This is a genomic window from Furfurilactobacillus curtus, from assembly GCF_054657915.1.
Map to the genome: position 1 here is coordinate 571,734 of NZ_BAAHXU010000001.1, position 23,449 is coordinate 595,182.

Here is a 23,449-nt window from a genome sequence, read left to right on the forward strand (position 1 = left end):
CAACAAAAAACTCGTCCCTGTTCAGGACGAGTTAACGTGGTACCACCTAAATTTAAGCTTCGCTAACGCCTTGACAGTCGGCTAAATCCGGCCATTCAATGCAGCAAAACTCCTTAATCGTCCGGATAACGGTCGGAGCCGGGTTCACCTACTTTCCCATCTACTGAGAGTTCAGTCAACACTAACACTAAGAGGATCAATTATACGGATGGTGCCGGCTAACCTCTCACCAGATGGTTGCTCGCTGTACGGACACCCGCTAATCGCTGTTCTTAGTGGCTACAATGACATTATGCTTGGGGCGCATCTGAATCCGGCGCCGAATCATTGGCCGCCGAATTGTTGCTGTCTTGATCACTATCAGGGAAAATGACCACTGTCTGTGATTGAGCAGCAGGCGTCTCTGGTTCACTTGGTGTGCTTGGCGCCAAATGAGTCGGCTGACTATGGTTAATAGCCGCTTGCAATTCAGGATAACTTTGCAGACCAGTTGGTTCAAGTAATTGGTTCCAGTCATCAGAATTAACCAGATCTAATTGTGCTTGGACCATCGCCGCCAGTCGTTGCTGGAAGGTCTTGGTTTCAGCCCGAAGTGCATTGCTTTCATTATTCAACCGCGTCGCATTATTGGCGGCTTCAGCAGTAATCTGACCCGCTTTCGCCTGGGCTTCAGCGACCACCGCTTGCGCCTGTTGTTGGGCTTCACGAGATACATTTGTGGCCTGATTATTAGCTTCCTGCTTAACCTTATCCGCAGCTTCTTGCGCGACCAAAATTGATTGGTTCAACGAGTTCTTCATCTCGTCATACTGGCTCAAATTATGGTTCGCCTTATCCAGTTGATCCTGCAGATCTTTATTTTGATTCAAGACTTGTTGATAGCTGGCAATCACTTCGTCCAGAAAGTCATCAACCTCCTGAGCGGCATAGCCGTTGCGGCCCTTGCGTGTGAATTCCTTATTATGAATATCCATTGGGCTTAATGCCATAATGATTTCCTCCATCCGAAACGAAATCCGTAATTAACTTACGTTTTCATACACCTCTAAGCATAAGTTAACGACGCACGACTGACAAGTCGATTTTTAGTTTATCTTTACGAGTTTTACCATTTAATGTATCCAACCGAACCCGACCAAAGTGCCGAACCGAAATCATATCATCAGCCTCTAGTACAGTATCAGCATGCGTATTGGTCATCCAATTTAACCGCACATTTCCTGCTTCGACTAGTCCCTTGGCCCGATTACGTGAAAGATTAAAGGCCGCAGCGACGACTGTATCTAAACGTAATGACGTCACCAATTCCGGTAGCTGCTCCCAGTCAACTTGTGGCAATAAAGCATCTGTTAACGAACGTTCACTCAAATGAACCTTAATTTTGCCAATCCGTTCCACTTGAGTTTTAAAAAACGCGGTCATTGAGGCCGCCACTATGACCTGCCAAATGCCACCATCCGTGATAATATCACCGAAAATACTCGTGTCAATCCCAAGATTCGCTAGTGTACCCAAGATGTCAGAATGATGCAATTTAGCAAATTTGGTTGGATAGATGATTTCCAATAACTGTAACTCAAAATCATCAATTTGGGGTGTGTAATAATCCGGAAAAATGAGCGCTCGTTGTTGTTCTGCATTCGGATAGCCGCCGTTAGCATGAATTTTCAATCCGTCCTCAGCATTGACTAACGTTTGCAAAATGTATAGTTGACGCGGATTTAAGAAACCAGTGAGATACGGCCGATACTGACTACCTGCTGTCGCAATCCACGTTTGGGCCTCGCTAATAAAGCTGGCCTCTTCTGGGCGAAAATGTTGAATGACTTGTGTGTCTGCTACCATGGTCTATGCACCTAACCTCAACTATAAAACGGATAAAACTGATTGTAATAACCCAAATAGCCCATACTGAACTAAAATCAGGACCAAAATTGCAACTGTGGGCGCAAAACTAATCCCACCCAATGGTGGAATAAAATCAAACAGTTGCAGGTAGGGGCCGCAAATTCGACCCAAAAAACGACCAAAGCTGGTCCCATACGCACCTGGAAACCAAGACATTAAGACATACACAATTAAAGCAAATGTGTACAGCTCAAAGGCCCAATTAAGGACGGTAAATAATAAAGCAATCACGAATTCGACTCCATTTCAGTTAATTGTCCAATAGTGTTTTCAAAAATTATGCCCATTTTGATCAAATTGGGCTGTTAAATCACCAGAAACCTCAAAACTGTTCGGAGTACATAGGAAAATCGTGTCACCGACTCGCTTGATTTCCCCGCTGATAGCAAAAACTGCCCCCGTCAAAAAATCGACCATCCGCCGGCTGGATTGATCATCCAGTTTATCAAAATTAACGATCACGGCCTGACTTTCCAGTAGCTGTTGCGCGATTTCCTTAACATCCGAATAAATTCGAGGTTCAAATAAACTGATGTGGTTGGCGATTGCTGAACGGCCAGCCATGTCGACAACTTTGGCTGGTCGACGCGTACCACCAGTACTCGTTGGTCGTGGCGACTGTGAGGCCGTCGAATTATTGACAGTCGCATCTGTCTCTTCCATCCCAAAAAAGTTGCTAAAACTAAATGCCATGTGGGCTCCTTTCCAACTCGGATGATGGGTCTAACTACGGTCTACACACTGGTAACAACAAAGTCACTCAGATTGCTGAGTGACCGCGTTCATCCTAAAATTAATTTCCGTGACCGCTTACCGATCATTATTACGTCGGCGACGTCGGAGAAATGGTGGTAAGTCAATCCCACCAGCCTCTGATTCAGCAGATTCATTAGTTGCAGCAGCATCAGATGAATTGGCATTGAAGACATCGAAATCAGTTTTTTCCACCCCAGCAAATTCCTCACTGTCAGCCTCACTGGCAGGACGATTATTTGTCGTTGGCTGACGAGTAATGTCCCAATTGCCAAATGGATCGGTATTGCCTGCTGATTCTGCAGGCGCCGCTGAAGTGGCCGAGGTTGGTTGACCGCCTTGTGGTTCAAAAACATTCCGTCCATTGGCTTGTCCAGCTTGGCGCGCAGCTTTTTTATGATCGATTCCGGTGGCAATAACCGTTACCCGAACTTCATCACCTAAGTTTTCATCAATGGACGTCCCAAAGATAATGTTCACATCAGTTGTGGCTGCCTGTGCCACAATATCAGAAGCAGTTTGCGCTTCAAATAAGGACAAATCAGGCCCCCCGGTAATGTTCAACAGCACTTGTTCAGCTCCATCAATCGAAACTTCTAATAATGGCGAAGAAATAGCTGCCTTGGTCGCGTCGGCCGTGCGGTTTTCACCTGAAGCAGCCCCAATGCCCATGAGTGCCGTCCCTTGATCTTGCATCACAGTTTTAACATCGGCAAAATCAAGGTTCACGAATCCAGGGGATGTGATTAGGTCCGAGATACCTTGAACCCCTTGACGTAACACATTATCGGCTTCCTTAAAGGCATCCATCATTGGCGTCTTTTTATCAACCATTTCCAACAGTCGGTTATTGGCAATGATGATTAACGTATCAACATTTTCTTTTAGGTTTGCAATTCCTTCAGCGGCATAACGCCCCCGCCGTGGTCCTTCAAACGTAAATGGTCGGGTCACCACACCAACCGTGAGGGCACCTTGCTCCTTGGCAATCCGTGCTACCACTGGCGCAGCCCCGTTTCCAGTGCCACCACCCATGCCGGCGGTCACAAAGATCATATCTGCACCAGATAAAGCTTCTGCTAAGGCATCTTCACTTTCTTCAGCAGCCTTTTGACCAACTTCTGGATTAGAGCCAGCGCCCAAACCACGAGTTAATTTAGGTCCTAACTGGATTTTAGTCGTCGCGTTACTACCGTTTAAAGCCTGCACATCCGTGTTAGCCACGATAAAGTCCACTCCAGAAACTTTATCGTCGATCATTCGGTTCACGGCATTGCTACCACCGCCACCAACTCCGATTACCTTAATTTTTGCGCCAACTGGTTGGCCTTGTTCCACTGCATTTTCCATTTATGGTTCCTCCACTTGCTTAATCAAAGAAATTGCGAAAGAAGTCCCGTAGGCCACTTACACGATTTTTCTTGTCTTTCGATGATACGGTTGTTTGACTCGTCTGATCATTTGTAGGCGTTGCTTGAGCCACTTGTCGACGAGCCGTTTGCTCATCAATAACCGGCGTCACATCGGCTTGTGGGACAAATTCACCCATCAACGCATCCTTCACTAAGCGCTGGGTTTCATTTTGCAAACCACTATATTTAATCAAGGCCAACGCCGTTGCGTTTTGCGGATGCCGCAGTCCCATCTGCTCAGGGACATAGATTCGAGCCCGTACACCGAAAATATCTTCGGCCAACTCTACGATTCCTGGCAATGCTGCAACGCCACCAGTTAACACAATGCCCCCTGGTAATGAGAGGGCTCCCACTTGATCCAATGAGGCTCGCAATGTGTCAAAAATCTGTTGAACCCGCGCTTCAATAATTTCAGCCAAGTAATGTTCACTGACCGATACCGGTTCAGGCTGACCAACAACGGTCACTGGAAATTGATTTTCTTCATTAGCTTGGTCTGCATTGGCAAAACCAAAGTCGCGTTTAAGCCGCTCAGCATCACTCATTGAGGTGTTCAACACCACTGAGATGTCCTTAGTGATGAAATCGCCACCCTCTTGATCGACAGTCGCATATTTCAACTGGTGATCGTGAATGACAGCAGCCGTCGTTTGACCACCACCCAAATCAATAACCACCGTACCGAAGTCTTGTTCACCATCATTTAAAACGGTTCGCCCCAGTGCAAGTGGCGTAACTGTCACATCGGCGACGTGTAATCCAGCCTGCATCACCGCTTTTTTAGCATTATGCACAATGGTTTTCGGACCAGAGTAAAGCGTGCCATGCATTTCTAAACGAACCCCGACCATACCACGTGGATCCTGAATCTCATCAAAGCCATCGACAACAAATTCGTCCGCCGCGATCGAAATGATTTCCCGCTCTGGCGGTAAGCTCTGTAGCAAAGCCGCATTGGTAACATTTTGAACATCGCGATCCGTAATCTCACGCGCTTGATTGCCATCCGCAACAGCAACCATCCCAGATGCTGGCTCAATTTTCAGTTGATTAGCTGGAATTCCTAAAATAACAGAATCTATATGGACATTGGCCTTTTGCTCAGCTTGATTCACTGCTGCACGAATCGCACTGGCAGCCTGATCAATGTCGACAATTACACCACGACTGAGGCCCCGCGATGGCTGTGTCCCCGCCCCAATAACATTCATCTCACCGTTACTTTTTTCGGCAACGATCACTTTAATTGAGGTGGTTCCAATATCTAAGCCGACAAAAATTTCCGCGTTATCCATCAAACCGGAACCTCCCATAGTAGCTGATTTTACCTAATCAGTTCAAATTTTAATTTATTTCTTTTTAGTTGATATGACGAGACTAACACCCATCATCCAATTATCAAAAGTTTACCATACTTAACGCGGCTTTCGCACCTCGAAATAAAAAAACACCGCGTTGTGACGGTGTTTTAACAAATTTGGCAAAATTTTTACCTTATCGACTCGTTTGCACATGATCATTGGTCGTTCCATGCTTTGTTTTCGATTTTGATTTATGTTGCGGAAATGGATACGAATAAGCACCGACCTCAAGATTGACGATCCCCTTCCCATTCATCTGTGCAGCAATTTCTGGATAGTACTTCATCTTTGCTCTGAACGAAGCAGGCGAAGCGTAAACCTCATTGCCGTCATTCATAAATAAGTGTAAACGTTGTGGATTAGCCTTAGTTGGTGACAAATCAATTTCGGAAATTCCGCGCTTGATATCTTTCGACAAACCTGCGTACTGTTGGATGACTAAGGCAAATGTGGCATCGTGTTTAAAGCCACTATAGACCGGATAACCAGCTGTGGGGTGGGTCAAGGGCGTTTTTAAAATGCGGCCATTTTCAATTACTTGGTAATATTTCCCATTCCGTAACAAATTCCCTGCTTGCAAATATTCCTTAGCATCTAAGCGAACATCCCACCAGTGCGTGGTCACGGTAACCTGTTTAATCAGATCATTGTTGGTGTTGGCGACCTTCGACAATTGCTGATCGTGATGCCAAACCGTCCATAATGGCTGCCCCACTCGCAACCCACTCGCTTTTATAATCTGTTCACGCTTTAAATTCTGAGTTGGTTTGGCCTGTAGACTGTGAATCGCAAACAGCGGGGAGCTGAGGATACCTAATAATATGACTAAACTTGCTAAAACTCCCCCAACCAAGTGACGTCGATGTCGATTAGTTGCATCCGGTCGCGGCGGTTTTGGGGGCTGGGCCTGAATTGGCTTGATCGGGGCCTTTTTTTCATCATTGGTAGCTTGATGACGCCGAGAAAAAAAGCGTCGGCGTTTATTTGAATCGTTGGGATTAATGACACGATTAGCGATAACCGACGCCTCCTTTCACAACTAAATGAAATCATTTTGCCGAAACTAACCATTTTTTACCACATTAATTACGGTTGACGCGAGCGTGCCAAATCTGTCACGACGGCCAATAATTGATCAGCGGCATCAGGCACGCCCATTTTCTTTGCAGCCATCGCCATTTGGGCCTGACGTTTTGGATCATTCATCAATTGGTCGACAACTGCTATTAACCGTGGTGCCGTTAACTGGGCTTCACTAATCATCTCCGCAGCCCCTTGGTTAACCAAGCTCTGTGCATTTTTAGTCTGATGATCGTTGGTTACATATGGACTGGGAATCAGAATTGAGGGTCGGCCCAAGGCAGTGATTTCCGCTAGGCTAGTTGCCCCAGCTCGCCCAACGATCGCTGAAACTTGAGGTAACACCTCCGGCATGTTGCTGATATATGGGCGAATGACGACATTTTCACCTGGTACAATGTGATCTTGGGCAATTTGTTGTTTAACGTCTTCATAACGCTTTTGACCAGTAACAAAAACAACTTGATAATCACGTTGGTTAAATGTTGGAATTGCAGCAACACTAACCGCGTTAATTTTCAGAGCCCCTTGACTGCCCCCAAAAATCAATAAAGTTGGTTTGTTATCAACTAGACCATACTCAGACCAACTAAAGTGACTCTTAACTTCCGCAACTTGTTGTGCCCGTGGATTACCTGTAAAAATCACTTTTTGTTCTGGAAATTGAGACCGAGCGTCTTCAAACGCAATCGCAATCTGATCGACAAACCGAGACAGAAATTTATTAGTGACCCCCACGACAGAATTCTGTTCATGAATTAACGTGGGAATGTGCATTCGACTGGCCGCGTATAAAACCGCCGAACTGACGTAACCGCCCGTACCAACAACAACATCCGGTTGAAAATCTTTGATCAACCGGCGGGCATCTCGGACCCCCGCTAAAAACAGTTGAACTGTTTTAACATTAGTCTTCAATCCCGCCCAATTAAGTGAACGAGAAAACCCTTGTAATTTAATCGTCTCAAATTGGAGGCCACGGGCTGGGACGATTTTGCTTTCCAAGCCGCGCTGAGTGCCCACATAACAGATCGCTGCCTTAGGATCATGTTGCTTTAAGTCATCAATTAAGGCTAACGCCGGGTAAATATGCCCACCCGTGCCACCTCCGGATACCATAAGTCTCATACATGTTGCTCCTTTTGGTTGGTATAGGCTTCTACCGCATCAATAAACTGGTCACCACGGACCTCAAAACTAGGAAATTGATCCCAAGACGCATTGGCTGGCGATAAGAGAATCACATCTCCAGGTTCACTCAATTCAAAAGCCATAGGCACTGCGGCAGGCGCGTCCTTGGCGAAACGAATCGTTTGAATACCGGCCTGCTTGGCCACATCGGCGAGTAGTGCTTGAGTCTGTCCAAATAAAACGACAGCTTTCACATGTGCCTTAAAATCTGGTACGAGTCGATCAAATGTAAATCCACGATCTAGGCCACCGGCTAACAAAATGACTGGTTGTTGAAAGCCTCGAAGCGCCACCTGTGTTGCCTCAATATCGGTGGCTTTTGAATCATTGTAAACCTGTCGTTGTTGATAGGTCATCACATATTGTAGCCGATGTCGCACACCGGTAAAGGCTCGAAGTGCGTCCGCAATGGCTGCATTACTGGTACCGGCCATTTTAGCGGCTGCTAACGCAGCTAAGGCATTGGCCACGTTTTGTTCACCAGGCACGGCGAGTTGATCAATCGGCATGATAACCTCGCCTCGCCACATTAACTGATCATTGGCCACATAAGCGTCTGTCTGTGGTGCGCCTTTTTGTGAAAAAGTAATAACTGTTGCACGACTTTGCTGAGCTAATTGACGCTGCTCAGGTAAATCCCAATTCATAATCAAAAAATCATCTGGTGTTTGGTTCTTGGTAATATTCATTTTAGCGGCCACATAAGCCTCGCGACTGCCATGCCAATCCGTATGTGCCGTATACATGTTTGTAATTACCGCAATATGTGGATGCAAGGTCTTAATCCCGGCCAACATAAAACTCGATAATTCAGTGACCATCACATCATCTTTACCAAGTGTTTGCACAACCTCCGTCGCCGGCACACCAATATTCCCGGCAAACTTAGCTTGGCCGAGCGTGCGATGCTGATTCAGCATCTGCGTAATCATTGTCGTCACCGTAGTCTTGCCATTTGTCCCAGTCACGCCAATCAATAGCGCCTCATTGACCTGTGCGGCCAATTCAACCTCCGTAATGATCGGAATGTTGCTTGCTTGGGCAGCTTTAATTAAAGAATTATCGTAGGGAATTCCTGGATTTTTAACAATCAACGCGAAATCTTCATCAAGTAACGACAATGGGTTACTGCCCGCAATGACGCGAATACCTGCGTCAACTAACGATTTGGCCGCCGGATTATCGTCAAATGGCTTGGCGTCGTTAGCAGTAACCAAAGCGCCTAGCTTTTTAAGGAGTCGAGCGGCCTGTTCGCCACTTTTAGCCAAGCCCAACACCAACACCTTTTGATTCTGATACGTCGTGATTTGTTTCACTGAAATCGCTCTTTTCTATTTTCGAAATTATCGAATTATTTGTGATTAACGACCGATTCACCAAAAATGCAGGGTTACCACATGGCCCATACACCGGTCACAGCCAAGAAGGCACCCACAGCCCAAAAGGTTAAATCAATACGCCATTCTCCCCAGCCATCTAATTCAAATTGATGATGAATGGGTGTCATTTTAAAGAGGCGTTTGCCATGGGTTAAGCGAAAGTAGCTTACTTGAATGATGACAGTGGCCGTTTCAATTACAAACACGCCGCCAACCCAAAGCAAGGATAATTCGTGGTGCAATAAAATGGCAACTGCCGCTAATGACCCACCGAGTGCTAACGACCCCATATCGCCCATAAATATTTTTGCCGGCTTGTGATTCCAGAGCAAAAATGCCACCAGCGCACCAACTACCGCGAGGCAAAAAATTTGTACCCCGCTTTGATGTTGGTGCTGTGCAATCAACGCATAACCGAAGAAAGCAATAATTGACAAGCCGGTTGCTAGGCCATCTAACCCATCGGTTAAGTTAACCGCGTTTGAAAAGCCGATCAACCAAATAATGGCAAAGATAATATAGCCGACACCTAATGACAAATTGCCCAGTAAAGGTACGTGAAGACTCGTTGAAAAGCCTTCATGACCTAGGACTAACATAAAAATGATGGCCCCCACGATTTGGCCCAACATCTTTTGCCAAGCCTTTAGGCCGTCATTTTGGCGCTCAAAAACCTTAATTGAGTCGTCCCACATGCCCAATAAACCATAAAACACTAAGGTGAACAGCAAAATCCCAGCACTACCATTTAGCACACGTTGCCAAAGGCCAACACCTAGCACAGTAATCACGGTCGCCACGATAAACATCAAGCCGCCCATCGTCGGCGTTCCGTTCTTCTTTTCGTGCCAACTCAAGCCTTTTTCCCAAATTGTTTGGCCTTCTCCGTGTGCGCGAAAATACCGAATTAAGCCCGGTAAGCATAAAGCTGTGATGACAAATGCCATTCCCGATGAACCAATCCACAAACCTAGTTGCATACTTAATTACCCTACTTTCAAAACATTCTCTTTATTTGAACTTAACGGTGACTGGTTCATTTGCCTGCAAAGTTTTCCCGGCTGGCAAACTTTGTGCGCTGGCGAACCCGCTCCCTGACGTTCGAATTGAAATCCCAGTTAACTTGCCAAACTGTAAAACATCGCCCATCGACCAACCAGTCATATCCACCATCGTCATATTATCACCAGCTCGTAAGAAGACGCGTTGGTTGGTTAATGATTGGCTACCAGCAGTCGGCAACTGTGCCGTAATTTTCGCGCCATCACCAACCACAATCGGAGTCATCGATTCATCAGTGAGTGCTTGTTTTGCCTCATCAACAGATTTACCAGTCAATTTAGGAATGGTTGCTGTCGTCGCCTTGCTAGGTAGAGCTGTGTGTTTATTCATGGCCAAAGCAGCAGTCATGACTGGACTAAAGACATCATTTTCCCACTGGGTAATGGTCTTTTCAGGCACCTGCTTAGGTTGATTTACTGTGACATACATGAGATAGCGGGGGTTACTAGCAGGCACCATGCCAATGACAGAATTCAATGTCGAATCCATGCCATCCATATATTGTCCATTACTGCCAACCACTTGAGCCGTGCCTGTTTTGGCGGCCACTTTATAGCCAGAGATTTTGAAGTCTTTTCCCATTCCATATGATTTATAAACGTAGTCCGTCATATGCGAACGCACCTGTTTGGCGGTATCCGCGCTGATCGGATGCCCAACGACCGTCCGTTTACCTTGCTGGACAACTTTACCAGTATTAGGATCCACAATCTTGCGAATATAATATGGCTTAATCATCGTACCATCGCCAGTAATGGCAGTATAGGCTTGCATCAACTGCATCGGTGTTACTGTAATTCCTTGGCCAAAAGCCGTATTAGCTTGTTCAATCGGCTGAGCAAACTGCATGCTGCCGGCCGCTTCACCAGGCAGACCACTATTGGTGGACTTTAAAAATTTGAATCGCTTAATGTATTTTTGCCAAGTGCTAGCACCCATTTGTTGTTCCAAATGGGCCATCGCAACGTTACTAGAAAGATCAAATCCTTTCGAATAAGTGATTACGCCCCAACCAGCCGGATTCCAGTCTGGAACAATTGAATCCCCGATTTGATAGCGTCCTGATTGGTAGGTCGCATTACCGTTAAAATGACCTGAGTCAATGGACGCCGCCAATGAAATTCCCTTCATTGTCGATCCAGGTTCATACGGATCAGAAACCAGTAAATCATTCCATTCATCACTTAATCCTTGCATCGTTGACGCATTAAAAGTTGGCCGTTGCGTCGCCGCTAGAATGGCCCCCGTTTTGGTATCCATTAAGATGGCTACCATGTTCTTTGGCTGCAACTTACTGTATAAAATTTGCATTTGATTTTCCAACAAATTCTGCAAATCAGGGTTCAAAGTCGTATAAACATTATCCCCATTCTTGACTTTGCGAGGGTTCCGCTGAGAATTAGGCAATGTATTTCCTTGAGAGTCGTGTTTCAGCTGCTTAACCCCATTGGTACCGGTCAACAGACGGTTAAGTTGTTGCTCAATGCCCATTTTTCCAACCAATGAACTAGCTCCATTGGCAAGCGTTGTGGGTTGTGCATAGCCAATTAAGTGACTCGCAAATGTCCCATTTGGATAGAGCCGCGCACTTTGCGTCGTGAAATCAATCCCACTTAAATGAGCCTTTTCGATGGTTTGCTTGGTCGCAATTGATAGGTTCTTCCCAGCCGCACCAAATTCCACCTGAAAGGCACCCTTACTTTCCGGATTCAATGCCTTCATAATTTGCTGCTCATCCACATGCAGCGCTTTACTCAATACTTGAGCTACCTTAGCTTTATTTGTCACGTAAAGTGGCTTGCCTGACATTGAAACCTGGCTCTTATTCAAGACGGCATAGACCGTGTACGTGTTGGTATCCATTGCAATTGGATTCCCATCCGCGTCAAAAATTGTGCCTCGTTTCGCGTGCACTGTCTGCTGTTCCGTGTACAATGCCTGCGTTTGTTTGGATAAACTGACATGCTGCACTTGCTTTGCCACAGCAATGTAAACAAAACGAATGCCCAATAACAGAAACACCGCCATGGTGGCAATCAACAATGCATTACCAAAATGTTGCCGATTACGACGGGTGCTATCTGAACTGGACATTCGCTTAGGATCTTTATTCATTATTTGCTAACATTCCTTATGTTTTGGCTGTTTAAAGTCAGCCCATGCTTGGCCGCAACGGCATCAAGACGTGAGCGACTGGAGAGTTCGCTGATTTCTTGAGTGGCCGACGCATTGGCATTATTAACCTGCTTGAGTTGCGTCTGCGTCGTTTGTAAGCTGCTCTGCGCATTTGTAATCGCAATGCGCGAATGAATGATATTCACCGCAAAACATACAATTACAATACCACAAATTGCTGCTAATACGATTTCAAATCCTGAAATGGGTAGTCCGTGCGTTTTCGCCTTACTGGCAGGTTGTGCCCTGGGCTGAGTTTGTGGCCGAGCCGTCACGACATCCGGATTTAATCGTGGTTGAGTTTGTGCAAGATTTTGAGCCATATTCACATACATCCTTACCTATGTATTGACAGTGATCATAAATGTTAAAACAATCGTCAACCGATCAATCGCTTAGTTGTGCTCGATAATTCGCAACTTGGCACTATGTGCTCGATGATTGGTCGCTAATTCTGCAGCAGTTGCTTCGATTGGCTTCTTGGTCACAAGATGAAATTTCGGTTTGACCGCTTCCGGAATCACCGGTAATCCCGCAGGCAACTCCGGTAAAGACGTTTGCTCACGGAACATTGTCTTGACGAGACGGTCCTCCAGTGACTGAAATGTAATACAACTAATCCGGCCGCCTGGCTTGAGTAAGGCTAAGGCTTGCTCCAATGAAGCTTCTAATGCGCCTAATTCATCATTGACTGCAATCCGAATTGCTTGAAAGGTTTTCTTGGCGGGATGACCGCCATGACGCCGAGCAGCAGCCGGAATCGCCGTTTTAACAAGTTCTGCTAGTTGCAAAGTCGTGGTAATCGGTGCTTGGGCGCGCTGTTGCTCAATATGTCTGGCAATTGGCTTCGCAAATTTTTCTTCACCATATCGATATAGAATACGAACCAGATCCTGATAAGACCATTCATTGACCACGGTCATCGCGCTTAACGATTGTTCCTGATCCATGCGCATATCTAACGGTGCATCAAGACGATAACTGAAACCACGTTTGGCGTCGTCAAATTGCGGCGAACTGACTCCCAGATCATACAAGATACCATCAACTTGATGCACATCATGATCCGTCAATACTGCCGTTAAATCACGAAAATTCGCTTTGATTAGTGTGACACGATGTTGATCGATGGCGGTGGCTAAATGTTCGCGATTATATGCCAATGCAGTTTCATCCTGATCTAAAGCAAAGAGATGACCGGTGGTTAATTGTTCCAAAATTTTAGCTGAGTGCCCGCCACCACCCAAAGTGCAATCGACATACACGCCCGTTGGCTTGATGGCTAATCCAGCAACTGCTTCATTTAACAGCACTGTTACATGTTCAAATTCTGCCATGTGATTAACCACCTCTCTAACGATAAGCATCGTTTTAAAATAATTGCCTAGAAGTCGAAATCACCCATTGCTTCGGAAATTTCATCAATATTGGCACCTGTTTGTTCGTTATATTGAACCCATTGGGACGCCGACCAAATTTCAAACCGTTCTGAAACGCCGACAATGACACAGGCTTTATCCAGCTTTGCATGTTCGCGTAATGGTCCAGGAATATTAATACGGCCCTGTTTATCGAACTCACATTCAGTGGCACCAGCAAACAAAAAACGAGCAAAGGCCCGAGCATCACGCTTGGTTAAGGACAACGCTTGCGTCTTATCAACTAAGGCCTGCCACTGTGCCATGGGATAACCAAACAGGCACCCATCCAAACCACGTGTCACCATAAATTGATCACCAAGCTGATTACGAAATTTGGCTGGAATGATAAGCCGCCCTTTATCGTCCACGTTATGCTGAAATTCACCCATGAACATTGGTAGCTCACCTCCCTTGCGACTATTCCATACAAACCCGCTAAAAATCTAGGGTTAGCGTCCGCCTACTCTCGCTATAAAAAATATTACCACAATCCCCCACTTCCTACCACTTCATTCCAAAAATATCGACATTTTGTTACCGTTTCTAAATTTTTATACAAAAAAAGTCCGTGACAACGGGATTTATTGTCACGAACTGATCGGTGGTGAATGGTGGGACATTCGATTGCTATATTTAATTCAAATTAATAACCAAGCTGTACTCAAACCATAAATCACAATCCAAAAAAGGTCACTGACCCGCCAGTAAAGCAAGGCAAATTGCCCGTACGGAATCGGGTGACGTCCTTGAAATGTCCGCCAGCTAAGCAATAGGCCGATTACCAACCACAACATCACAATCCATAATAAAACAGGCATTACCGTTTGACGGTTAATTTGTAACGCACTTAAGATGATTAACGCGGGCAGTAAACCGTCCAGCGGATGGATAAAGGACGGCCAGAAGCGATGCGTGATCCGTCTAAGTGCCAATAATGCCACGTAAATCACGACTAACAATAGCACCGGGATAATGACTTGATTAACCAAGGGAGCACCTTCTTTTTTCAATTAACTGCCACTTAGTATACTTGAACCGAGTTTGAAATGCATTGGTAAAACGCCTAGAATGACGTGGTCAATGAGCATTTACTCCATCTTAACAATGAACCAGGGGCCCACCCTAAAAAGGACTCAATTATGATTGATTATTACGAGAACGACAACGCCGGTCGACTGGTATCCGTTAATGCACCCACCACCGATTGCTGGATTAACGTGGTGCAACCGACCCACGCAGAAATTAAATTTCTTGCCGACCGCTATGATTTTCCTGAAACCGATATTTCCGCGATTTTAGATAATCGTGAAAGCTCCCGTGTCGATGGCATTGATCCAGCTCGCCCCCAGCGTCCCCTCCATCTACTTTTACAATTTCCCAAGTATGCAACAAGTCCACTCGGTTATTTAAGCTTTGCGACGTGGCCATTCTCATTCATCCTAACTGACTCTGCAGTCATTACCATTGCAAATCAACCAGCCAGTTTTATTCATGACCTCATCATGAACACAGGGTCGAAGAATCTTGATCTTACCGATCGTCAAGATTTCGTGCTGCGCTTCGGTTGGTACATTGCGCACGCATTCGTTCATGCCCTGACTTTAAGTGAACAAGAAACAAAGCGCCTTGAACGCAGTCTCACGACTGCCACGGATAATGACCAAATTTATCAGATCATGGCGATGCAAAAGTCACTTGTTTTATTTAAAAGTGCCCTGTCCGATAATCGACCAGTCTTAAAAGCAATCGCTGCAGCGCCGGATTATTTTAATGGCCCTCATTTCCAAGAGCTACTGGCACAAATTTTAAATGAAACTGATCAGGCACAAAAAATGACCACCATTCAGAGCAGCATTTTAGCTCAGTATAGTGACATGGTTTCAGCCGTGGTATCTAACAATCTTAACGAAGTGATGAAACTACTTACTTCCGTGACGTTGATCATGACAATTCCTACCATTGTCGGCGGTATTTACGGTATGAATGTTGCCTTACCATTCGCCCATGCCGCACACGCTTTTGCTTTTGTGATGAGCATCATCATTGTGGCTTCTTTGATCACGGCGGCCATGTTGCGCCGCCGAAACTGGTTTTAATCTGGTAAACGGGCTTGTACTTTGAGCAGGAACACGTTACCATAAAAGATAAATTTTTTAAGGAGCGATTGATTGTTATGCGGGGAAAAAAGAAACGTAGTGGATTTGAAAAATTAACCATGATCGTGGTTTGGGTGATGATCGTCTTGACCCTCGGTGGTGTCGTTCTTGCAGCCCTGCAACCCCTCAATCTTTTTTAAATAACCCATGATTGATCACGGATTGAGCTTTTAAGCTAACTCGCTCCAGGGCCAGGCACTTTCCACCCAAGCGTAAAGGAAGCTGAGTGAAACGAACCTTGAAGTTTTATTACACCGCTAAAAAATATGTCCGTCTTCCGAAATTTCAGAAGACGGACATATTTTTTTGCTCACTTTCAACTCGAAGTCAGGTTCCACTTCAACCAGTTTATCGGCTGACAATTAATTAAGCTTGGTCGCTTGGCGGCTGTTGATAGACTTGCCGTGGCCTAGAGCCATCCGCAGGGCCGACAATGCCACGCGCCTGCATATCATCAATCATGCGTGCCGCTCGATTATAACCAATTCGAAAACGACGCTGTAATAATGAGGTCGAGGCTTTTTGCTGTTCTTGTACAAACGTCACTGCCTGATCATACAATTCATCGAGATCATCGCCTTGCGCACCATCGTCCGAGTCGTTTATCTCGGCATCGCTAACCACCATTTTGTCATCATACTCAGCAGTTTGCTGATCTTTAATGAAACTAACCACGGCCGCGACGTCCTTGTCCGAAATAAACTCGCCTTGAACACGAGTCGGTTTGTTTTGATCAATTGGCTGATACAACATGTCACCACGGCCCAATAACTTCTCAGCACCATTGCTGTCTAAAATCGTTCGGGAATCGATACCACTTGACACAGCAAATGCGATACGTGAAGGCACATTAGCTTTAATTAAGCCTGTAATAACATCAACCGACGGTCGTTGAGTGGCGAGAATCATATGAATACCGGCAGCCCGCCCCATTTGGGCAATTCGGATAATTGCATCTTCCACTTCAGAAGAAACAGTCATCATCAAGTCGGCCAATTCATCCACGATAGCGACAACATAGGGCAATTTCGGCTGGGCCACATCGCTCGTCGCATTATTTTGTTCAGCGAGTTTGTTATAGCCATCAATATTACGCACCCCAAAATTAGCAAACAACTCGTAGCGTCGCGTCATTTCGTCCACAACCTTATGCAAAGCTTTGGCAGCTCGCTTGGGTTCAGAGACTACTGGAGTCAGCAAGTGTGGAATATCATTATAAACGGACAATTCCACTCGTTTTGGATCAATCAGCATGAACTTAACTTGATCAGGTTTGGCCTGCATCAACAAACTCGTAATAATGCCGTTAATCGCCACAGATTTACCGGATCCGGTGGACCCAGCGATCAGCAAATGGGGCATTTTCGTGAGGTCACACATCACAATATTACCCGTCACGTCACGCCCTAACGGTACGGTTAGCACATGATTGGGATGGGCTGGTTCATGTTCGACCACATCACGAAAACTGACTGTTGAGATTTCGCGATTAGGCACCTCAATTCCAATCAACGATTTACCAGGTATTGGCGCCTCAATTCGAATGTCTTTCGCTGCTAATGCCAAAGCTAGATCATCGGCTAAATTAACGATCTTTGAAACCTTGACCCCGATCGCCGGATGTAATTCATATTTCGTCACAGAGGGACCCAAATTAACATTTTTGACTTCTGCTTCGACTCCAAAACTTGCTAACGTTTGTTGCAAGGTTTGGGAATTCAACTCAATCGCATTAAGCTCGTTCGTTTGGTCGGTGGGAGGGATTTTCGTCAGTAACGCAGCAGTTGGCAACTGATAATCACTTAAATCAGCCGTTGGATCGCCTAAGTCTAACGCTTCTTGAGCAACCGTCGGCTCAGATGCCGCTTGATCAGCGGCAACGGTGATTTTTGGTGGTTGTGGACTTATTACCGTCGTTGTTTTTGGTGACCCATCGACTGGCCTGGTTGGCTTTTCGACTGGTCTGACGGCCATAGATTCGCCAGCTACCGGCAAATCATGATCAGGTGATTGCGATGACGGCTTAGCAACCGGTTGGTCAGGCGTTGCCGTGGTAGACACCGCCTGATGAATAAAGTGACTCAACCAGCCTTGGCACCATTTTAACCCGCGAATTAGCCGGCGCCAGCCATTCTGTAAACCGTTGCCGACAGTCGCAAAGGGAATATTAAACAAAAGTAATCCACCGACAAAGATAAGGATTGCCGATAAAATCGCGGTGCCTAAATTGGCCGTTAAGCGCTCCGTTACTTCATATAAGTACGCCCCAATCATCCCACCACCGACATCAGTTGTCAGCGTGCCAGCCTTGAAATTATCACCAATCATGCCCCAAGTTAGTGCTGCAAAGTGCGCATGATAGTTTAAAGCAATAAATAAGCGCAGATGATCGAACAATAACAGACCTAAGTAAACTAGACTGCCGCCACTCCATTGCTTTTTCGGTATTCGTGGCAACTGACCAGTTACCATCAAGATCGCGCCGACGATCAAAACTAGGATTGCCGCAAACTGATTTGTATTCCCGACTAGGACGGCCAACACATTGGCAAAAAAGATCCCTGCTGCCCCTAATCGAAGCACAGCTAATAAAGCCAAAAACGCGATGGTGAAACCGAATATGTGCCATTTATATACCGAAACTGTTTTATGACTTGTTGGCTTTCTGGACGATGGTCGTTTTTTGGGTGATGAACGTGGCGATCGGCGAGCTGTTTTTTTTCGTGCCGTCAAAAGAGGCCTCCTCTCATTGCCTTTAATTCGACTTATTTCAATTTATCATTTGGATACCAGTGCGTTTGTTCCAAATGATTGAATTGCTGCTGACGCATCACTTCATAGATAACGATAGCGGCCGAGTTTGAAAGATTCAAGGCACGAATGTGCCGATCATCTTGGGGAATCCTAATCGCTTGGTCTGGATGTTGCCGCATGAACGGTTCCGGTAGACCAGTCGTTTCTTTACCAAATAAAAACCAATAATCATGATCAGCATTGGTATAATCCGGGTCAACATATGTTTTTTGAGCAAATTTAGAAACGAGAAAAAGTTCGTCGTTAGCTGGAATTGCTGCCATAAAGGCTGGCAGATTGTCATGATAAGTGATGTCAACTTTATCCCAATAGTCTAACCCAGCTCGTTTTAAATGGGCATCATCCGTTGAAAAGCCCAGCGGTTTAATCAAATGTAAGGCGGTATCCGTACCCGCACAAGTCCGCGCAATGTTGCCTGTATTGGCCGGCATTAATGGTTCAAATAAAGCAATGTGATTCGTCACAAGCAGTCTCCTTACTCTGTCAATTAATTTGAAAATAAAAACGCAGTCATCTCGGTATTAGCATACAGCGAGACGCTACGTTAATGAAGTCCGAATCTGACCGCCACTAACGCCGATAAGGACGATATCGACGATCAAATGATTCCATAAGCATCCTATCACTTCACCACTATTCAGGCAATACCGAAAATCCCAGTCTACCGCACTACATTCGCTTTGGTATCGACCAATAATAGGCAAAGTCGCCCCATTACACTCGAACAGTCAAGACACTCACATCCACGGTAACAGCTGTCACTGGGCGGGTTAATAAGGTCTGCCGATGCAAATCGTCGCTCCCCCAACTTAGTGGCGTCATCGCCATCATATCTGCGATTTTATCCGGCCCAATCGCAAATTGATAATGAATCGGTGTCACGGTCATCAATGGATAGTGTTCCTTAAATAAAGCCACTACTCGCTGATTATCGTATTGAAACTGCGGGGCTGCTGGTTCATAAAGTGCGTGCCGTAGTTCTACCAAATAGTCACGATTGGGCACGATCTTAACAATCCGCCCGCCTGGTTTTAAAATTCGCTCAAATTCACTATAAGCAGAGGGTGAAAAAAGCTCGATCACAGCGTCAAACTGCTGATTTGTAAAGGGTAACTTAGCCAAATCAGCGACACAAAAAAATGCCTTTGTTGTTAATTGAGTTGCTAAGTTGATGCCATCTTTTGACAGGTCAAAGCCGATCAATGTATCGTCGGTTTGCTGTCGAAGCTCATCCAGCTGTGCCAGCGGCGTCCCCTCACCAGTGCCCACGTCGAGGATTGTTTGAGAACCAGTAGGCAGCTGATCATTAATCGCTTTCACCAATGGCTGGAACAGCCCTGCCGTCAACATTTTGCGCCGAGCAGCCAGCATAGCTGAATCATATTCGGTTGTGACCGCATGCGGCAAAAAGTATAGACTCCCGCGCCGATTAAAATCTAGGGAATGACCGTTTGCACAGCTAACCGTATGATTTTCGACATGTTGATAAGGCTGATGACATACTGGACAGGCAAATAGTGACAAATGTTGTGCCACAAACTGGGCGCCCCAATCGATTTTCTTCATAATAATAATTAATCCAATCTTCATTTAAATGGTTATTTAATTCCCGTTGAGTTATCTGTGGTCTGCTTTGATGCCTGTGTAAACATTCCCTGATCATCTTTAAACCATTGTGCCTGAGCCCGCCAGTATTGATACAAGTGCGCGATAATGACCTTTAATACTGCATACCCCGGCACACCGAAGATCACGCCCAGAACTCCGAATATTTTACCTGAAGCCAATAGGACAATGATAATCGTCACCGGATGAATCTTAAGGCTTTGTCCCAAAACAAGGGGCGAAATCAAACGTCCTTCAATTGTCTGTTCAATCGCAAATACAATCAAGACTTGAACGAGCATCCATGGCGACACAAATGCCCCCACTACAACAGAGGGAATCATCGCCAAAAAAGAACCTAAATAGGGAATAAGGTTTAAAATTCCGGCCACGATTCCTAAGGTTAACGCAAATTTTAAACCAATGATTAAATAACCTACATAGAACATCAAAGCGACAAAAAAAGCCACGGTTAATTGCCCACGAATATAGTTTGCCACTTGGTCGTTAATTTCTTTCAGCACCGCTAGAAAGGACGGTTGTAAACGATTGGGGAGGAATTTAGCGATCGCTTTAGGTAATTGATGACCATCCAATAACATATACCATAAAATAAACGGAAAAGTCACGAGGGCAATTAAAATCGTGCTAACGCGACTAAACACGCCGCCTAGCCCACCAACAGTCGAAGTTGCGGTACTTTTAATCAAACCACTAAAACTCTTTTTCAGTTGATCATCGTATTGATTCAAAATGCCACGCAGCCACTTAAAACTCGGATCCTGCCACCAAGATGTGGTGGAGTTCACGACATTCTGCCAGTAACGAGGCCAGTTAATCAACAGGTCATTAAGTTGTCGTTGAATTACCGGGATCAGCGACAAGGCCCCCCACACGATCAACGCTAATAATAAGATAAATAACCCAATCGTGGTCCAAGCTCTGTGAACACGGTATCGACTGGACTCCAGTCGATCAACCAAAGGGTTCATTAAATAATAAAACACCCCTGCTAAGACAAGGGGACCACCGACAATACTTAAAAATTGTCTGATTGGTGTAAAGAGCCAATTCACTTGACTCAGCAACCACAAAATCAGCAGGCTCAATAAAATAATGGTTAAATTCAAAATGAGCCGTTTGGCCCCTGCTTCACTAAACAAGCGGGGACGTATCGGTGGCTTCTGATTGGTCATCACATTCACCTCAATAAAACTCTGCGACAGGCGCAAAGTAAGTTGTTGAATGAAGTATAGCATACCCATCACTTGCGTGTGACACGGTCGTTTTCACCTGCTCGAATTAACCCGAACTATGCTATACTGGGGCCGGTTGTTCATATCAACACAATCATCCGATTCAAAAAAGAGGAGCAAACTAATCATGCAAGAACATTTTTTTGTCGGTACATATACCAAGAAAAGTAGTCAAGGCGTTTACCAGATGAGCCTTGATCTCGACACTGGTCGGCTATCCGCGCCAATCTTGGTTGCTCACGCAGATAGCCCGACTTATTTGGCCCGTTCAGCGGCCAATCGTTTGTATACCGTTGACAAAGATGCCAACGCGCATACCGGTGGTACCTCGGCCTTTGATTTATCCACGACGCCCGCTACCTTGCTCAATCATGTCTTCAGTGACGGTTCAAGTGCAGCCTATGAAGCTGTGGATGAAAAACGCCAGCTCGTTTATGAGGGAAACTACCACATGGGTACCGTTAAAAGTTTGACCATTCAACCAGATGGCTCACTCAAGGTGGCTGATATCATTACCCACCATGGCACCGTTGGCCCGAAACCTGAACAAGCCGATGGCCCGCACGTTCACTTCACTAATTTGACTCCCGATCATCGATTAGTCGTTTGTGATCTCGGCCTAGATCAAGTCATGATTTACAACGTCAGTGACGCTGGCAAACTGACGTTAGTTTCCACTTTTGATACAACTGCCGGATTTGGTCCGCGCCACATTGTTTTTCATCCAACAAAACCATTAGCTTACTTAGCTGGTGAACTAAGTAGTGAAATCTCTGTACTGCACTACGATGCTGCAAATGGCACATTTACTCACTTACAAACTTTGTCGACCATTCCTAATGATTGGACCGCCCACAATGGCGCCGCTGCCATTCGGATTTCCGCTGACGGTCAATTTGTCTATGTCAGCAACCGGGGTTTTAATACCATCGCTGGTTTTGCTGTCGGTGAGGATGGCTTGTTATCTTTACGCCAACAAATTAGTACGGAGGGCGACTTTCCTCGTGACTTTGATTTAGACCCTTCACAACGTTTCATCGTTGCTGTCAATCAAAACACTGATAATGCAACGTTGTACCAACGTAACGCAACGACTGGGCAGCTCAGCTTGTTACAAAAAGACGTAGCAGTTCCAGAAGGCGTCTGCGTCTTATTTGACCCCATTGCTTAATCACGGAGGAAAATCAGCGTGACTCAACCACTTTTTAAAGAAATTGCGATCGAAAACTTTACCGACTTACCAGCAGTCGTCAACGCTGGTGCCAATCGGATTGAATTAAATGACAATCTAGCAGTTGGTGGTACGACGGTTAGCCGTGGCGTGATGAGTGAAGCCGCACGGTATACTGCTGAGCACCATCTGCCTTTGGTCACCATGATCCGACCACGTGGCGGTAATTTTGTTTACAATGATACTGAACTTAAAATTATGGAAGCCGACCTATTTTCCGCACAAGAATTAGGTGTCGATGGCGTGGCCTTGGGGGCTCTGACAGCCGATAACCGCCTCGACACTGAGGCACTGGAACAATTGCTAGCTGCCGCTGGGGGGATGAGTGTAACCTTCCATATGGCGTTCGATCAATTAAGTACGTCTGTCCAATTATCAGCACTCGATTGGCTCGTTGATCACGGTGTTGAACGTATTTTAACCCATGGTGGCCCCTTGAACACCCCCATCGAAGCACATGTCGATCACCTCACAGAATTGGTTAAGTACGCCGCCGGCCGAATCGAAATTTTACCTGGCGGTGGTCTCACGACCAATAATGCCGACCAACTAGCAAAGACCATTGGTGTCACAGCAGTTCATGGCACTCATGTGCTTGACTTCTAACTTTCATAGTTTCGGCCACACGGTTCAAAAAATAAA

General features: G+C 45.7%; 23 protein-coding genes. 4 read left to right on the plus strand and 19 right to left on the minus strand.

Annotated features, from left to right (window positions below):
* Positions 1-290: 290 nt before the first annotated feature.
* From ACYQ0Y_RS02925 to ACYQ0Y_RS02995, 15 genes are all read right to left on the minus strand, one after another.
* The gene (locus tag ACYQ0Y_RS02925) at positions 291-989 is read right to left on the minus strand and encodes a DivIVA domain-containing protein (protein ID WP_407882531.1); all 699 of its coding nucleotides are present in this window, start codon (positions 987-989) and stop codon (positions 291-293) included.
* A gap of 67 nt (positions 990-1,056) precedes the next feature.
* Positions 1,057-1,845 carry a YlmH family RNA-binding protein gene (locus ACYQ0Y_RS02930; protein ID WP_407882532.1) on the minus strand — a complete coding sequence of 263 codons (789 nt, stop codon included), beginning with the start codon at positions 1,843-1,845 and terminating at the stop codon, positions 1,057-1,059.
* Positions 1,846-1,866: 21 nt separating this feature from the next.
* Positions 1,867-2,139: a YggT family protein gene (locus tag ACYQ0Y_RS02935; RefSeq protein ID WP_407882533.1), complete on the minus strand. Its 273-nt coding sequence runs from the start codon at positions 2,137-2,139 to the stop codon at positions 1,867-1,869.
* Positions 2,140-2,178: 39 nt separating this feature from the next.
* Positions 2,179-2,601, minus strand: a complete 423-nt coding sequence (locus ACYQ0Y_RS02940; RefSeq protein ID WP_407882534.1) for a cell division protein SepF — start codon at positions 2,599-2,601, stop codon at positions 2,179-2,181.
* Between the two features lie 117 nt (positions 2,602-2,718).
* Positions 2,719-4,011, minus strand: a complete 1,293-nt coding sequence (gene ftsZ, locus ACYQ0Y_RS02945; RefSeq protein WP_407882535.1) for a cell division protein FtsZ — start codon at positions 4,009-4,011, stop codon at positions 2,719-2,721.
* Between the two features lie 19 nt (positions 4,012-4,030).
* A complete protein-coding gene (gene ftsA / locus ACYQ0Y_RS02950; protein ID WP_407882536.1) occupies positions 4,031-5,371 on the minus strand; it encodes a cell division protein FtsA in 1,341 nt (446 codons plus the stop codon).
* Between the two features lie 199 nt (positions 5,372-5,570).
* Positions 5,571-6,152 carry a cell division protein FtsQ/DivIB gene (locus ACYQ0Y_RS02955; protein WP_407882537.1) on the minus strand — a complete coding sequence of 194 codons (582 nt, stop codon included), beginning with the start codon at positions 6,150-6,152 and terminating at the stop codon, positions 5,571-5,573.
* A gap of 371 nt (positions 6,153-6,523) precedes the next feature.
* Complete coding sequence (murG, locus tag ACYQ0Y_RS02960) at positions 6,524-7,645, minus strand: undecaprenyldiphospho-muramoylpentapeptide beta-N-acetylglucosaminyltransferase (RefSeq protein WP_407882538.1); 1,122 nt, start codon at positions 7,643-7,645, stop codon at positions 6,524-6,526.
* Complete coding sequence (gene murD / locus ACYQ0Y_RS02965) at positions 7,642-9,024, minus strand: UDP-N-acetylmuramoyl-L-alanine--D-glutamate ligase (protein WP_407882539.1); 1,383 nt, start codon at positions 9,022-9,024, stop codon at positions 7,642-7,644. The genes murG and murD overlap by 4 nt, the downstream gene beginning before the upstream one ends.
* Positions 9,025-9,098: 74 nt before the next feature.
* Positions 9,099-10,067 (minus strand): phospho-N-acetylmuramoyl-pentapeptide-transferase, encoded by a 969-nt coding sequence (mraY, locus tag ACYQ0Y_RS02970; RefSeq protein WP_407882540.1) that lies wholly within the window; start codon positions 10,065-10,067, stop codon positions 9,099-9,101.
* Between the two features lie 31 nt (positions 10,068-10,098).
* The gene (locus ACYQ0Y_RS02975) at positions 10,099-12,264 is read right to left on the minus strand and encodes a penicillin-binding transpeptidase domain-containing protein (protein WP_407882541.1); all 2,166 of its coding nucleotides are present in this window, start codon (positions 12,262-12,264) and stop codon (positions 10,099-10,101) included.
* Positions 12,264-12,647: a cell division protein FtsL gene (gene ftsL, locus ACYQ0Y_RS02980; RefSeq protein WP_407882542.1), complete on the minus strand. Its 384-nt coding sequence runs from the start codon at positions 12,645-12,647 to the stop codon at positions 12,264-12,266. Before ftsL ends, ACYQ0Y_RS02975 begins: the two co-directional genes overlap by 1 nt.
* A 72-nt stretch (positions 12,648-12,719) precedes the next feature.
* Positions 12,720-13,661 carry a 16S rRNA (cytosine(1402)-N(4))-methyltransferase RsmH gene (gene rsmH / locus ACYQ0Y_RS02985; RefSeq protein WP_407882543.1) on the minus strand — a complete coding sequence of 314 codons (942 nt, stop codon included), beginning with the start codon at positions 13,659-13,661 and terminating at the stop codon, positions 12,720-12,722.
* A gap of 47 nt (positions 13,662-13,708) precedes the next feature.
* The gene (gene mraZ / locus ACYQ0Y_RS02990; RefSeq protein ID WP_407882544.1) at positions 13,709-14,140 is read right to left on the minus strand and encodes a division/cell wall cluster transcriptional repressor MraZ; all 432 of its coding nucleotides are present in this window, start codon (positions 14,138-14,140) and stop codon (positions 13,709-13,711) included.
* Positions 14,141-14,383: 243 nt separating this feature from the next.
* Complete coding sequence (locus tag ACYQ0Y_RS02995) at positions 14,384-14,755, minus strand: DUF3397 family protein (RefSeq protein ID WP_407882545.1); 372 nt, start codon at positions 14,753-14,755, stop codon at positions 14,384-14,386.
* Between the two features lie 129 nt (positions 14,756-14,884).
* Between ACYQ0Y_RS02995 and ACYQ0Y_RS03000 the strand changes: the two genes are divergently transcribed.
* Both ACYQ0Y_RS03000 and ACYQ0Y_RS03005 read left to right on the plus strand, forming a co-directional pair.
* The gene (locus ACYQ0Y_RS03000) at positions 14,885-15,841 is read left to right on the plus strand and encodes a magnesium transporter CorA family protein (protein ID WP_407882546.1); all 957 of its coding nucleotides are present in this window, start codon (positions 14,885-14,887) and stop codon (positions 15,839-15,841) included.
* 77 nt (positions 15,842-15,918) lie between these two features.
* A complete protein-coding gene (locus ACYQ0Y_RS03005) occupies positions 15,919-16,041 on the plus strand; it encodes a DUF4044 domain-containing protein (RefSeq protein ID WP_407882547.1) in 123 nt (40 codons plus the stop codon).
* Between the two features lie 226 nt (positions 16,042-16,267).
* Here the strand turns inward: ACYQ0Y_RS03005 and ACYQ0Y_RS03010 are convergent, their stop codons facing one another.
* From ACYQ0Y_RS03010 to ACYQ0Y_RS03025, 4 genes are all read right to left on the minus strand, one after another.
* Positions 16,268-18,634 carry an FtsK/SpoIIIE family DNA translocase gene (locus tag ACYQ0Y_RS03010; RefSeq protein WP_407882548.1) on the minus strand — a complete coding sequence of 789 codons (2,367 nt, stop codon included), beginning with the start codon at positions 18,632-18,634 and terminating at the stop codon, positions 16,268-16,270.
* Between the two features lie 32 nt (positions 18,635-18,666).
* Positions 18,667-19,179 (minus strand): tRNA (cytidine(34)-2'-O)-methyltransferase, encoded by a 513-nt coding sequence (locus tag ACYQ0Y_RS03015; protein WP_407882549.1) that lies wholly within the window; start codon positions 19,177-19,179, stop codon positions 18,667-18,669.
* A gap of 250 nt (positions 19,180-19,429) precedes the next feature.
* The gene (locus ACYQ0Y_RS03020) at positions 19,430-20,281 is read right to left on the minus strand and encodes a methyltransferase domain-containing protein (RefSeq protein ID WP_407882550.1); all 852 of its coding nucleotides are present in this window, start codon (positions 20,279-20,281) and stop codon (positions 19,430-19,432) included.
* A gap of 32 nt (positions 20,282-20,313) precedes the next feature.
* Complete coding sequence (locus ACYQ0Y_RS03025; protein ID WP_407882551.1) at positions 20,314-21,516, minus strand: AI-2E family transporter; 1,203 nt, start codon at positions 21,514-21,516, stop codon at positions 20,314-20,316.
* Between the two features lie 187 nt (positions 21,517-21,703).
* Between ACYQ0Y_RS03025 and ACYQ0Y_RS03030 the strand changes: the two genes are divergently transcribed.
* Together ACYQ0Y_RS03030 and ACYQ0Y_RS03035 are read left to right on the plus strand one after the other, a co-directional pair.
* Entirely contained in the window at positions 21,704-22,747 is a 1,044-nt protein-coding gene (locus ACYQ0Y_RS03030; RefSeq protein WP_407882552.1) for a lactonase family protein, read from the plus strand.
* Positions 22,748-22,765: 18 nt separating this feature from the next.
* Positions 22,766-23,413, plus strand: coding sequence for a copper homeostasis protein CutC (locus tag ACYQ0Y_RS03035; protein WP_407882553.1), 648 nt, complete (start codon positions 22,766-22,768; stop codon positions 23,411-23,413).
* Positions 23,414-23,449: the final 36 nt, after the last annotated feature.